The sequence below is a fragment of the Streptococcus mitis genome (assembly GCF_946190275.1).
In the GTDB taxonomy this organism is placed as follows: Bacteria; Bacillota; Bacilli; order Lactobacillales; family Streptococcaceae; genus Streptococcus; species Streptococcus mitis_DC.
Genome location: NZ_CAMHZQ010000003.1, coordinates 127,485 through 139,822, shown reverse-complemented (window position 1 = coordinate 139,822; position 12,338 = coordinate 127,485). Strand labels below are relative to the sequence as shown.

General features: G+C 42.2%; 12 protein-coding genes, 1 riboswitch and 2 other annotated features (1 of these 15 only partly in view). Of the genes, 10 read left to right on the top strand and 2 right to left on the bottom strand.

Features of this window, described 5'->3' with window-relative positions; genetic code table 11:
- Window positions 1-88: 88 nt before the first annotated feature.
- A riboswitch (purine riboswitch) is annotated at window positions 89-184 on the bottom strand.
- A gap of 339 nt (window positions 185-523) precedes the next feature.
- Both N8M20_RS03065 and N8M20_RS03060 read right to left on the bottom strand, forming a co-directional pair.
- Window positions 524-910, bottom strand: a complete 387-nt coding sequence (locus N8M20_RS03065; RefSeq protein ID WP_000386226.1) for a bleomycin resistance protein — start codon at window positions 908-910, stop codon at window positions 524-526.
- Between the two features lie 11 nt (window positions 911-921).
- Complete coding sequence (locus N8M20_RS03060) at window positions 922-1,749, bottom strand: exodeoxyribonuclease III (RefSeq protein WP_261079030.1); 828 nt, start codon at window positions 1,747-1,749, stop codon at window positions 922-924.
- A gap of 220 nt (window positions 1,750-1,969) precedes the next feature.
- Between N8M20_RS03060 and N8M20_RS03055 the strand changes: the two genes are divergently transcribed.
- The 10 genes from N8M20_RS03055 to trpB all read left to right on the top strand — a co-directional run bounded on the left by N8M20_RS03055 (window position 1,970) and on the right by trpB (window position 12,314).
- On the top strand, window positions 1,970-2,869 hold the full coding sequence (locus N8M20_RS03055) for a CPBP family intramembrane glutamic endopeptidase (RefSeq protein ID WP_261079029.1): 900 nt from the start codon (window positions 1,970-1,972) through the stop codon (window positions 2,867-2,869).
- Window positions 2,853-3,140, top strand: coding sequence for an autorepressor SdpR family transcription factor (locus N8M20_RS03050; RefSeq protein WP_000006509.1), 288 nt, complete (start codon window positions 2,853-2,855; stop codon window positions 3,138-3,140). Before N8M20_RS03055 ends, N8M20_RS03050 begins: the two co-directional genes overlap by 17 nt.
- The gene (locus N8M20_RS03045) at window positions 3,121-3,762 is read left to right on the top strand and encodes an SdpI family protein (RefSeq protein WP_261079028.1); all 642 of its coding nucleotides are present in this window, start codon (window positions 3,121-3,123) and stop codon (window positions 3,760-3,762) included. Before N8M20_RS03050 ends, N8M20_RS03045 begins: the two co-directional genes overlap by 20 nt.
- Before the next feature lie 126 nt (window positions 3,763-3,888).
- Window positions 3,889-4,344, top strand: a complete 456-nt coding sequence (locus N8M20_RS03040) for a DUF3290 family protein (protein WP_000675343.1) — start codon at window positions 3,889-3,891, stop codon at window positions 4,342-4,344.
- The gene (locus N8M20_RS03035; protein ID WP_000174458.1) at window positions 4,341-4,976 is read left to right on the top strand and encodes a DUF421 domain-containing protein; all 636 of its coding nucleotides are present in this window, start codon (window positions 4,341-4,343) and stop codon (window positions 4,974-4,976) included. The genes N8M20_RS03040 and N8M20_RS03035 overlap by 4 nt, the downstream gene beginning before the upstream one ends.
- Before the next feature lie 54 nt (window positions 4,977-5,030).
- Entirely contained in the window at window positions 5,031-6,776 is a 1,746-nt protein-coding gene (locus tag N8M20_RS03030) for an ABC transporter ATP-binding protein (RefSeq protein ID WP_261079027.1), read from the top strand.
- Window positions 6,766-8,508: an ABC transporter ATP-binding protein gene (locus tag N8M20_RS03025; RefSeq protein WP_261079026.1), complete on the top strand. Its 1,743-nt coding sequence runs from the start codon at window positions 6,766-6,768 to the stop codon at window positions 8,506-8,508. The genes N8M20_RS03030 and N8M20_RS03025 overlap by 11 nt, the downstream gene beginning before the upstream one ends.
- 130 nt (window positions 8,509-8,638) lie before the next feature.
- The gene (locus N8M20_RS03020; protein WP_261068466.1) at window positions 8,639-9,331 is read left to right on the top strand and encodes a sugar transferase; all 693 of its coding nucleotides are present in this window, start codon (window positions 8,639-8,641) and stop codon (window positions 9,329-9,331) included.
- Between the two features lie 148 nt (window positions 9,332-9,479).
- Window positions 9,480-10,709 carry a DegT/DnrJ/EryC1/StrS family aminotransferase gene (locus N8M20_RS03015; RefSeq protein ID WP_261079025.1) on the top strand — a complete coding sequence of 410 codons (1,230 nt, stop codon included), beginning with the start codon at window positions 9,480-9,482 and terminating at the stop codon, window positions 10,707-10,709.
- 40 nt (window positions 10,710-10,749) lie between these two features.
- Window positions 10,750-10,974 (top strand) — a binding site (T-box leader).
- 161 nt (window positions 10,975-11,135) lie between these two features.
- Window positions 11,136-12,314 (top strand): tryptophan synthase subunit beta, encoded by a 1,179-nt coding sequence (gene trpB / locus N8M20_RS03010; RefSeq protein ID WP_261079024.1) that lies wholly within the window; start codon window positions 11,136-11,138, stop codon window positions 12,312-12,314.
- Window positions 12,311-12,338 (top strand) — a binding site (T-box leader); it runs 198 nt beyond the window's last position. (Overlaps the previous gene by 4 nt.)

The window sequence follows — 12,338 nt, the reverse complement described above, 5'->3', positions numbered from 1 at the left end:
CTTGTTTAGAGTTTCTAGCAAGAAATAGAAAAAGGACCTACTTAATCTTTAAGTAAGTCCCCAAAATAGGCATGGCCCAAAGACCATCCCCTCAAGCTGACTTACTTATTGTTAGGTGTTCCGGCACCTTGTAGAAACGTCGTGCCAATTCACGACATAAACAAGTAAAACGATATTCAATTTTAAATAGGCTTGTACCAATGTTTTTATTTTACACCAAAAAACTTTAGAAATCAAATATTTTGTTAGTGTTTTGATTTAAAAAACGAACAAAATGAAGAAAAATAGACAAATTTTCAATTGTAAGCTAACATTTGTACTCAATGAAAATCAAAGAACAAAGTAGGAAGCTAGCCGCAGGCTGTACTTGAGTACGGTAAGGCGACGCTGACGTGGTTTGAATTTGATTTTCGAAGAGTATTAGAAGATTTTTTCATCATAAAAGACATATTATCAAGATTTTTCAACACCTGACAATATGCCTTTTTCTAACTTTAAAGACTTTTTCCCAATCTTTATTATTCTATTCACTAAATCTTAAAAAATAACCATCTGGATCCAAGACTGCAAACTCGTGAGGATAGATATAGTGATCCCCAACACGAAATTCTCTTTTTGTCAGTTGACGATGGATGGGATAGTTAGCTGACAGCAGATTTTGGTAGAGCTGGGGGACATCCTTGATGCCAAAGGAAATATTGACACCGCGCCCGAAAGGATAGGTCAGTTGGGCTAATTCTTCTGCGCTGCCTTCTTCTAACATGAGCTGGCAGTCTTCAAGCGAGAGGAAGAGAAATTTCTCCTCGGGGCGCTCGTATTCGACAGAGAATCCCAACAAGTCGCAGTAGAAGTGGCGCGACTGTTCGATGTCAGATACTACAAATTCAGGAATGACAGCTTGATAGTCCATTCGTTTTCTCCTTAGAGTTCAATCTCCATGAAAATGGGTGTGTGGTCTTGGCGCGCACCGGAGTCAATCATATCAGACTTGGTCACCTTGTCAGCCACGCGGTTGCTTGTCAGCCAGTAGTCGATTCTCCAGCCTGTATTGTTGATTTTAGAAGTCTTGCTGCGTTGTGCCCACCAAGTGTAGCGTTCTGGAACATCGCCATGAATATGGCGGAAGGTGTCGGTAAATCCAGTTGCCAAAAGGTTGGTAAATCCAGCACGTTCCTCGTCGGTAAATCCTGGTGAACGGCGGTTGCTGGCAGGATTTGCAAGGTCGATTTCATTGTGGGCTACATTGTAGTCACCGGTCGCAAGGACTGGTTTTTCTTTGTCTAGTTCAGCCAAGTACTCAGCATATTTAACATCCCAGACTTGGCGTTCTTCCAAGCGTTTGAGGCCATCGCCAGCGTTTGGAGTGTAAACTTGCGTTACGAAAAAATCATCAAATTCTAGCGTGATGATACGACCTTCCAAGTCCATGGTAGACGGAGCACCGATTTCTGGGAAAGTGACAGTGGGTGTGAGTTCTTTCTTATAGAGGAACATGGTTCCAGCATAGCCTTTACGGGCAGGCTCTTGAGAAGAGCGCCACGTGTTTTCGTAGCCTGGGAAGAGTTCTTCTAAAATTTCCAAGTGTTTTTTTGTAGGCCCTTTGGCAGAAAGCTTGGTTTCTTGTATAGCGATAATATCAGCATTTTCAGCGACCAAGGTTTGTAGGACTTCTTGGGACAATTTGGCACGAGCTGAGTCACTAGTTAGGGCAGCGTTTAGGGAATCAATATTCCATGAGATAAGTTTCATAAAGTTACCTTTTTCATTCAGATTATAGATTTTATTATACCAAAAAAAGGTCTATTTCCCCAACGTATGGTTTGAAAAATCACTCTTTAGACTTTATCCTGAGAAAATAAAAATCCCCTAAACTATTTAGAAAAAAATCTAAATAGATCTTGTGTTTAGAATGGAAAGGTGTATAATGTTATTTAGAAAAACATCTAAATAGAAAGTGAAGTGTACAAATATGTCAAATAAGAGAACAATCCTTCTTTTTGTGGTCTTGGCTTATGGCCTTGCTTGGATAGTATGGTTGACACTATGGCTAAGTGGTGTTGGTCTAAATTCTCCATGGAGTCAACTTGCTAGTATTGTAGCCATGTGGATGCCTGCACTTGCAGTCTTTCTCTTAGGGAAAATCACGAATCAACCTAGTGGAATCAAATCTAAATTAGTCGTGAATCTCAAGAGGAACTGGCGCTTTTACTTACTAGCTATCTGGTTACCAGCTGTCATCAGTTTTTTAGGAGCGGGACTTTATTTTCTTGTATTCCCTAGCAATTTCAGCCTTGGTTTTGAATCTATTCAAGCCATCTTACAAGAAAAAGGTGTCTCTCAATCAGCCATTCCCTTATCTTTCTTGGCCTTGATTCAAATCCTAGCTAGTTTGACCTACGCTCCTTTTTTTAATAGTTTTTTTGCATTGGGAGAGGAAATTGGTTGGCGTGGCTATCTTTACCCAGCTCTAAGAGGACGCTTTTCAATAGTTCAGACTCATGTCTTGCTTGGTCTCATTTGGAGTATTTGGCATCTACCAATCAATTTGCAAGGCTATAATTATGGACTATCTTATTTTGCTTATCCCGTTTTGGGAGTTGTTGCTATGTTTCTATTTTGTTTTAGCCTAGGAATATTGTTGAGCTGGTTGTTGGAAAAGACAGGTTCTATCTGGGCTTCTGCCCTATTTCATGGGGCAATCAATGCAACTGCCGGTATTGGGTTACTATTTCAATTACCAGGAGAAAAAGTTTCAAACCTCTTGATTTTAGGCCCATCACCGACAGGAATACTATCAGTTCTACCTTGCTTAGTCCTAGCCCTACTAATATTACAAAGGGAAAGGAGCCATTATGAGTTTTGCAAATAGTTTTAAAGCCTTATCTCATCCAGTTAGGAGAGAGATTTTAAATTTACTCAAAGCAGGTAGATTATCTGCAGGAGAAATTGCCAGTCAATTCGAGTTGACAGGTGCAACTATTTCACACCATCTCACGATTTTGAAAGCAGCGGATTTGATTCATGAAATGAAAGAAAAAAACTTTATTTATTATGAGTTAAATACATCGGTTTTAGAGGATATAATGGTTTGGTTAGCAGATCTGAAAGGAGATCATTTTGATGAAGATAAAAATCAATAAGAAATTGGTATTATTTACGAGCATTCTTATCCTACTACCTTCCCTTGTAGGTTGTGTTTTCTGGAATCAATTACCAGAGGAGATACCCACTCATTTTAATCTACTGGGTCAAGCGGATGGCTACAATCATAAAATGTCTGCTATCTTTGGATTACCGACTCTCATGCTTTTGATGCATTGGTTGCTTCTATTTATAATGATTAAGGATCCTAAATCTAGCAATATCAGTTCAAAAATACAATTTTTGATTTACTGGATTATTCCTTTTGTATCTTGTCTACTAATGATTTCTATCTTCGGAGAATCTTTGGGTTATTCCATGATAAGTGGGCTACTAGCTCAGATTTTTATGGGAGTCGTGATGATCGTAATTGGAAATTATCTACCAAAAACACACCGAAATTATATAATCGGTATTCGACTACCGTGGACCTTGGAGAATGATAAAAACTGGAGAAAAACACATCGATTAGCTGGAAAAATTTGGGTATTAGGAGGATTGTTATTGTTTCTAAATTCCTTTGTTCAAATATATGTTTACTGGGTATTCTTCTTGACACTTTTCTTTGTAGTGATAATTCCTAGTGTCTATTCTTATCAATTATCAAAATTAGAATCTTGAAACAGGTATTTGAGTCATTAGTTAGAGAAGTTGGTCTGATAAGTCTATTTCCCCAACGTATGGTTTGAAAAATCACTCTCTTTCGTTTATAATGAAGAATGATTTTATGAAAGGGAGTGAAAACAAATGAAATTTTACTCATATGACTATGTGCTTAGCCAAATCAGTCAACAAAATGGAATGATGATTGGCTTTGGGATTGTGCTCCTAGCTATCACAGGATTTTTTGCTTTTAAAGCCTATCGAGATAAAAAGGGGACTAAGTTTCGGGAATTGGTCATGATTTTGGCCTTGACCTTGGTGGCCATGCTTTTGGTGACAATCTCAAAATACCAGACCAATCAAGCCTCTAACAACCAATTTCAAACCTCCCTTCATTTCATAGAGGTTGTTTCCAAAGACTTGGGAGTGGATAAATCAGAAGTTTATGTCAATACTTCTGCAGCCACTGATGGAGCACTTATCAAGGTAGGTTCAAATTTCTATCGTGCCATGAACGGGAGCCAACCAGACAAGTATCTTTTAGAGAAATTAGAATTGCATCAAACAGACGCTATTGAATTGGTGGAGGTAAACAAATGACACTCAATTATATGGAAATTTTAATCAAACTGGCCTTGGGTCTTTTCTCGCTTGTTTTTGTTATCAATGTGACAGGAAAGGGAAATCTGGCGCCTAACTCTGCGACAGACCAAATTCAGAACTATGTTCTCGGTGGTATTATCGGTGGGGTGATTTACAATAGTTCTATTAGCATTCTCCAGTACGCAGTGATTTTGATGATGTGGACGATTTTGGTCTTGACCCTCAAGTGGCTTAGTAACAATGTTCATTTTGTCAAACGCTTGATTGATGGTAAGCCAACTCTCCTCATCAAAAATGGTCAGATTGACCCAGAAGCCTGTCGTTCAGTTGGCTTGTCTGCAGCGGAAGTAGCCCTCAAGCTTCGTAGCCAAGGGATTTTCCAGATGAAGCAGGTCAAACGCGCTGTGCAGGAGCAAAATGGCCAACTCATCGTGGTCCAAATGGGAGATGAAAATCCTAAGTATCCAGTTGTGACTGACGGTGTGATACAAGTCGATGTTTTGGAGTCGATTGGTCGTAACGAAGAGTGGTTGCTTGACAATCTCAGCAAGCAAGGGCATGACAATGTAGCCAATATCTTTATCGCTGAGTATGACAAGGGTGCGGTCACAGTCGTAACCTATGAATAAGAAAAACCTGGGGTCTTGGCCTCAGGTTTCTATTTGCAATCAGAAAGGGATGTTATGTCCATTATTCAAAAACTTTGGTGGTTTTTCAAGTTAGAAAAACGCCGTTATTTAGTCGGGATTGTGGCTCTGGTCTTGGTTTCCGTCCTCAATCTCATTCCCCCTATGGTTATGGGGCGGGTCATTGATGCCATTACTTCGGAGCAATTAACCCAGCAGGACCTCCTTCTTGACCTATTTTACTTGCTGCTTGCAGCCTTTGGGATGTACTATCTGCGCTATGTTTGGCGTATGTATATCCTTGGAACTTCCTACCGTTTGGGGCAGATTATGCGGTCTCGTTTGTTTGAGCATTTCACAAAAATGTCTCCAGCCTTTTATCAAACCTATCGGACGGGGGACCTGATGGCACACGCAACCAATGATATCAATGCCTTGACTCGTCTAGCAGGTGGTGGGGTCATGTCTGCGGTGGATGCCTCAATCACGGCGTTGGTGACCTTGATGACCATGCTCTTTAGCATTTCATGGCAGATGACCTTGGTTGCCATTTTGCCCCTGCCTTTCATGGCTTATGCCACCAGTCGTTTAGGGAGAAAGACTCATAAGGCTTTCGGAGAATCGCAAGCTGCCTTTTCTGAACTCAATAACAAGGTACAGGAATCTGTATCAGGTATCAAAGTGACCAAGTCTTTCGGGTATCAGGCGGACGAGCTTAAGTCCTTTCAGGCAGTCAATGAATTGACCTTCCAAAAGAACCTGCAAACCATGAAATACGATAGTCTCTTTGACCCTATGGTTCTCTTATTTGTTGGTTCCTCCTATGTGTTAACCCTCTTGGTCGGCTCCTTGATGGTTCAGGAAGGGCAAATCACCGTTGGAAATCTGGTCACTTTTATCAGTTATTTGGATATGTTGGTCTGGCCTCTTATGGCCATTGGTTTCCTCTTTAATATCACTCAGCGAGGCAAGGTTTCTTACCAGCGGATTGAGGAACTTTTGTCTCAGGAATCTCCTGTAAAGGACCCAGAGATTCCTCAGGATGGTATTGAAAATGGGCGCTTGGAGTACGCCATTGACAACTTTGCCTTTGAAAATGAGGAAACACTGACAAATGTTCACTTTAGTTTGGAAAAAGGGCAAACTCTGGGATTGGTTGGTCAGACAGGCTCTGGAAAAACGTCCTTGATCAAGCTTCTCTTGCGTGAATACGATGTGGATAAGGGTGCTATTTACCTAAACGGTCATAATATTCGTGACTATCGTCTGACAGACCTTCGTAGTCTTATGGGCTATGTTCCTCAGGATCAGTTCCTCTTTGCGACTTCAATCTTAGACAATATACGCTTTGGGAATCCTGATTTACCACTTTCAGCGGTCGAGGAAGCGACTAAGCTAGCCCAAGTTTACCAAGACATTATTGACATGCCCCAGGGATTTGATACGCTGATTGGTGAAAAAGGAGTCAGTCTTTCTGGTGGTCAAAAGCAACGTCTAGCCATGAGTCGGGCGATGATTTTAGACCCTGATATCTTGATTTTGGATGATTCTTTGTCGGCCGTGGATGCCAAGACAGAGTATGCGATTATCGACAACCTCAAGGAGACGCGAAAGGACAAGACAACCATTATTACGGCTCATCGCCTCAGTGCAGTTGTCCATGCAGATCTAATCTTGGTTCTGCAAAATGGTCAAATTATCGAACGAGGCAGGCACGAAGACTTGCTAGCTTTGGATGGCTGGTATGCCCAAACCTACCAGTCTCAGCAGCTGGAAATGAAAGGAGAAGAAGATGCAGAATAAACAAGAACAATGGACTGTATTGAAGCGCTTGATGTCCTATCTCAAGCCTTATGGACTCCTTACCTTTTTGGCACTCAGCTTTCTCCTAGCGACGACGGTCATCAAAAGTGTCATTCCCCTTGTGGCTTCCCACTTTATTGACCAGTATCTCAGCAATCTTAACCAACTCGCTGTGACGGTTTTGCTGGCCTACTATGGCCTTTATATCCTACAAACTCTGGTCCAGTATGTCGGCAATCTTCTTTTTGCGAGGGTGTCCTACAGTATTGTTAGGGATATTCGTCGGGATGCCTTTGCCAATATGGAGAAGCTGGGCATGTCTTATTTTGACAAGACGCCAGCAGGCTCCATCGTCTCTCGTTTGACCAATGATACCGAAACCATCAGTGATATGTTTTCGGGGATTTTATCCAGCTTTATCTCAGCAGTTTTTATCTTTCTGACAACCCTTTATACCATGTTGGTGTTGGATTTTCGTTTGACTGCTTTAGTCTTGCTCTTTCTCCCCTTGATTTTCCTTTTGGTCAATCTCTATCGGAAAAAATCGGTGAAAATTATTGAGAAAACCAGAAGTCTCTTGTCAGATATCAATAGCAAGCTGGCTGAAAACATCGAGGGAATCAGGATTATCCATGCCTTTAATCAAGAGAGGCGCCTGCAGGCAGAATTTGATGAAATCAACCAAGAACACTTGGTCTATGCCAACCGTTCTGTAGCCTTGGATGCCCTCTTTTTGCGCCCTGCCATGAGTTTGCTGAAACTCTTAGGTTATGCGGTCTTGATGGCCTACTTTGGCTATCGCGGACTTTATCTAGGAATAACAGCTGGAACCATGTATGCCTTTATCCAGTATATCAATCGTCTCTTTGACCCCTTGATTGAGGTGACGCAAAACTTTTCAACTCTTCAAACGTCTATGGTTTCTGCAGGTCGTGTTTTTGCCTTGATTGATGAGAGGACCTATGAGCCCCTTCAAAATGATGGGCAAGCCAAAATCCAAGAAGGCAATATTCGTTTTGAACATGTATGTTTCTCTTATGATGGAAAACATCCGATTCTGGATGATATTTCCTTCTCCGTTAACAAGGGTGAGACCATTGCTTTTGTGGGGCATACAGGTTCTGGGAAATCTTCGATTATCAATGTCCTCATGCGCTTTTATGAATTCCAGTCAGGGCGAGTTCTCTTGGATGATGTGGATATCAGGAACTACAGTCAGGAAGAGTTGAGAAAAAACATTGGTCTGGTCTTGCAGGAACCCTTCCTTTATCACGGGACTATCAAGTCCAATATCGCCATGTATCAAGATATCAGTGATGAGCAGGTTCAGGCTGCTGCAGCCTTCGTGGATGCAGATTCCTTTATCCAAGAACTTTCTTTAGGCTACGATTCCCCTGTTTCCGAGCGTGGTTCTAGTTTTTCAACTGGACAGCGCCAGCTTCTTGCCTTTGCTAGAACAGTCGCCAGTCAGCCTAAAATTCTGATTTTGGATGAAGCGACAGCCAATATTGACTCTGAAACAGAAAGTTTGGTTCAAGCTTCTCTGGCTAAGATGAGACAGGGGCGGACAACCATTGCCATCGCCCACCGTCTTTCGACCATCCAAGACGCCAACTGTATCTATGTTTTGGACAAGGGGCGCATTATCGAGAGTGGAACCCATGAGGAACTCTTGGCCTTGGGAGGGACCTATCACAAGATGTATAGCTTGCAGGCAGGGGCTATGGCCTAATACTCGTTGATTTTCATTGAGTGTAAGAAGGAAATCCTTCAAATTACAGATTTCTTTCACCGCCTTTTCCATTTTGTGGTATAATGAAAAATGTTGACAAATAGTATAATAAAAACAAAGGAGAAACAGCATGCTGAAATGGGAAGACTTGCCCGTGGAAATGAAATCAAGCGAGGTTGAGTCTTACTACCAGCTTGTCTCTAAAAGGAAGGGTTCGCTGATTTTCAAGCGTTGTTTGGACTGGGTTCTAGCCTTTGTCTTACTGATTCTAACCTCTCCCATCTTTCTCATCTTGAGCATTTGGATTAAGTTGGATAGCAAGGGGCCAGTGATTTATAAGCAAGAGCGCGTGACCCAGTACAATCGACCTTTCAAGATTTGGAAGTTCCGTACCATGGTGACGGATGCGGATAAAAAAGGAAGTCTGGTGACTTCTGCTAACGATAGCCGCATCACCAAGGTTGGCAATTTTATCCGCCGTGTCCGTTTGGACGAACTGCCTCAGCTGGTCAATGTCCTTAAAGGCGAAATGTCCTTTGTCGGTACACGACCTGAAGTGCCACGCTACACAGAGCAGTATAGCCCTGAAATGATGGCGACCTTACTTTTACCAGCAGGGATTACCTCTCCAGCCAGCATCAACTACAAGGATGAGGACACTATTATCAGTCAAATGACCGAAAAAGGCCTGTCAGTTGACCAAGCCTATGTTGAACACGTCCTTCCTGAAAAGATGCGCTATAACCTCGCCTATCTCCGAGAGTTTAGTTTCCTTGGAGACATCAAAATCATGTTTCAAACCGTGTTTGAAGTGTTAAAATAAAGTAGTCATGAGAAAATGATACTCTTCGAAAATCAAATTCAAACCACGTCAGCTTCGCCTTGCCGTACTCAAGTACAGCCTGCGGCTAGTTTCCTAGTTTGCTCTTTGATTTTCATTGAGTATGAGTACAGATAAAAGGAGCAAATCAATGCCAAATTACAATATTCCATTTTCACCACCCGATATTACGGAAGCAGAAATTGCTGAAGTAGCGGATACCCTTCGTTCTGGCTGGATTACAACGGGTCCTAAGACAAAAGAACTGGAGCGTCGCTTGTCTCAATATACACAGACGCCTAAGACTGTCTGCCTCAATTCTGCAACTGCGGCTCTTGAGTTGATTTTGCGCGTCTTGGAAGTGGGACCTGGTGATGAAGTCATCGTTCCAGCCATGACCTATACAGCTTCATGTAGTGTCATCACTCACGTAGGGGCGACCCCTGTCATGGTGGATATCCAAGCTGATACGTTTGAGATGGACTATGATCTGCTGGAGCAAGCCATCACTGAGAAAACTAAGGTGATTATCCCAGTAGAACTTGCAGGGATTGTTTGCGACTATGATCGTTTGTTCCAAGTTGTGGAGAAAAAACGTGACCTCTTTACCGCTTCAAGCAAGTGGCAAAAGGCCTTTAACCGTATTGTGATTGTTTCTGATAGTGCCCACGCTTTGGGATCAACTTACAAGGGTCAACCGGCTGGTTCTATCGCTGACTTCACATCCTTCTCATTCCATGCCGTTAAGAATTTTACAACTGCTGAGGGAGGAAGTGCGACTTGGAAAGCCAATCCAGCGATTGATGATGAAAAAATGTACAAAGAATTCCAAATTCTTTCACTTCACGGACAAACTAAGGATGCTTTAGCTAAGATGCAACTGGGCTCGTGGGAATACGATATCGTCACACCAGCCTACAAGTGCAATATGACCGATATCATGGCGTCACTTGGTTTGGTACAATTGGACCGCTATCCAAGTTTGTTGCAACGTCGTAAGGACATCGTGGACCGCTATGATCGTGGTTTTGCAGGTTCTCGCATCCATCCTTTGGCACACAAGACTGAAACTGCCGAATCTTCACGCCACCTCTACATCACCCATGTAGAAGGAGCGAGCTTAGAAGAGCGCAACCTCATCATCCAAGAATTGGCCAAAGCAGGAATTGCAAGTAACGTCCACTACAAACCGCTTCCGCTCTTGACAGCCTATAAGAATCTTGGTTTTGATATGGCAGATTATCCCAAGGCCTATGCCTTCTTTGAAAATGAAATTACGCTCCCTCTTCATACTAAACTAAGCGATGAAGAAGTGGACTATATCATTGAGACTTTCAAAACAGTTTCTGAAAAAGTACTAGCTTCATCAAAAAAATTGTAAAAAAGTCTTGACAAAGAAAAAACAAAGTATTAAAATAAGTTCAACAAATCAGAAAAGTAACTATTTTTGATCTTCAGGGAGCCTGTGGTGATTGTGAACAGGTGGTTGGAAGTAGTGAAAGTGGGCTGATTTTAAAAATGAATTTGAAACAATGAAAATTCGGTGCGCACACCTTACAGTGCAACTTGTTGTTAGACAAGGTAGAGATGTAAAGGGGATAGTCCCTTTATAATTGAGGTGGCACCGCGTTACCAACGCCCTCACATGGAATTTAATTCTGTGTGTGGGCTTTTTTCTTTCGGTCATTTTGTTTTTCTTTTATTAGGGCGTTAAGTCGCTTTGATGAACTTAAGTTCTATCTGCAGCTCCTTGCCTACTACTAAAAGCAAACAAAAAGCCGAATAAATACAGAAAGAGGAAATTTTTATGACAACCAAAGGTTATTTTGGACAATTTGGTGGTAGTTTTGTACCGGAGCCGATTCAGGCTTTGTTGGATGAGTTGGAAGTGACATTTGAAAAGTACAAAGATGATCCAGAGTTTTTGGCAGAATTTCGTCATTACTTAAAGGACTATTCAGGTCGCGAAACACCGCTCTATTTTGCGGAAAGTTTGACAGATCACTTAGGTGGTGCTAAGATTTATCTCAAGCGCGAAGACCTTAACCACCTTGGTTCTCACAAGCTCAATAACGTTTTAGGACAAATTCTTTTGGCTAAACGCATGGGCAAAAAACGAGTAATCGCAGAAACAGGAGCTGGTCAGCACGGTGTTGCGACTGCAGCTGCTGCAGCTAAGTTTGGTATGGCCTGTGATGTCTACATGGGGGCAGAAGATGTGGAACGTCAACGTCTCAATGTCTTCCGTATGGAGATGATGGGAGCAACTGTTCACGCAGTTGAAACGGGGACACGAACTCTTAAGGATGCGGTTGATGCAGCTTTTGGAGCATGGATGAATGATCTTGAAGCCTTCTACGTTCTGGGATCTGCTGTGGGGCCTCACCCTTATCCTACGATTGTACATGAGTTCCAGAAAGTCATCAGTGAAGAATCTCGCCGTCAAATCTTAGAAAAAGAAGGCCGTTTACCAGACTACGTTATTGCTTGTGTAGGTGGTGGTTCCAATGCCATCGGTGCTTTTTCTCAGTATGTGGCTGATGAAGAAGTTAAATTGGTTGGGGTCGAAGCTGCTGGTCATGGACTTGATACAGACAAGCACGCAGCTACTATGACAAAAGGTAGTATCGGAATTGTCGACGGAATGAAGACCTATGCAGTCTTTAAGGAAGACGGAGAGTTGGCTCCAGTTTACTCTATCTCAGCTGGTTTGGACTATCCAGGGGTTGGTCCAGAACATGCTTACTTCAAAGACTCAGGTCGCGTGGAATATGTGGCTGCGACGGATGAAGAAGCTGTTCAGGCTCTCCTCCTTCTCAGCAAGACTGAAGGAATTATCCCAGCAATTGAAAGTTCACACGCTATTGCAGAAGCAGTTAAACGTGCACCGAATCTAAGTAAAGATGAGATTATCATCATCAATGTCTCTGGTCGTGGGGACAAGGACGTAGCTGCGATTGCAGACTACCTAGAAGCTAAAAAATAAAAGATGGAAAAATTATAGTCCTTT

Bases quoted from the DNA above. Each gene is read 5' to 3' on its own strand.
- N8M20_RS03030 (WP_261079027.1), top strand. From the start codon at position 5,031: ATGTCCATTATTCAAAAACTTTGGTGGTTTTTCAAGTTAGAAAAACGC.
- N8M20_RS03055 (WP_261079029.1), top strand. From the start codon at position 1,970: ATGTCAAATAAGAGAACAATCCTTCTTTTTGTGGTCTTGGCTTATGGC.
- N8M20_RS03015 (WP_261079025.1), top strand. From the start codon at position 9,480: ATGCCAAATTACAATATTCCATTTTCACCACCCGATATTACGGAAGCA.
- N8M20_RS03050 (WP_000006509.1), top strand. From the start codon at position 2,853: ATGAGTTTTGCAAATAGTTTTAAAGCCTTATCTCATCCAGTTAGGAGA.
- N8M20_RS03040 (WP_000675343.1), top strand. From the start codon at position 3,889: ATGAAATTTTACTCATATGACTATGTGCTTAGCCAAATCAGTCAACAA.
- N8M20_RS03060 (WP_261079030.1), bottom strand. From the start codon at position 1,749: ATGAAACTTATCTCATGGAATATTGATTCCCTAAACGCTGCCCTAACT.
- N8M20_RS03065 (WP_000386226.1), bottom strand. From the start codon at position 910: ATGGACTATCAAGCTGTCATTCCTGAATTTGTAGTATCTGACATCGAA.
- N8M20_RS03035 (WP_000174458.1), top strand. From the start codon at position 4,341: ATGACACTCAATTATATGGAAATTTTAATCAAACTGGCCTTGGGTCTT.
- N8M20_RS03045 (WP_261079028.1), top strand. From the start codon at position 3,121: ATGAAGATAAAAATCAATAAGAAATTGGTATTATTTACGAGCATTCTT.
- trpB (WP_261079024.1), top strand. From the start codon at position 11,136: ATGACAACCAAAGGTTATTTTGGACAATTTGGTGGTAGTTTTGTACCG.
- N8M20_RS03020 (WP_261068466.1), top strand. From the start codon at position 8,639: ATGCTGAAATGGGAAGACTTGCCCGTGGAAATGAAATCAAGCGAGGTT.
- N8M20_RS03025 (WP_261079026.1), top strand. From the start codon at position 6,766: ATGCAGAATAAACAAGAACAATGGACTGTATTGAAGCGCTTGATGTCC.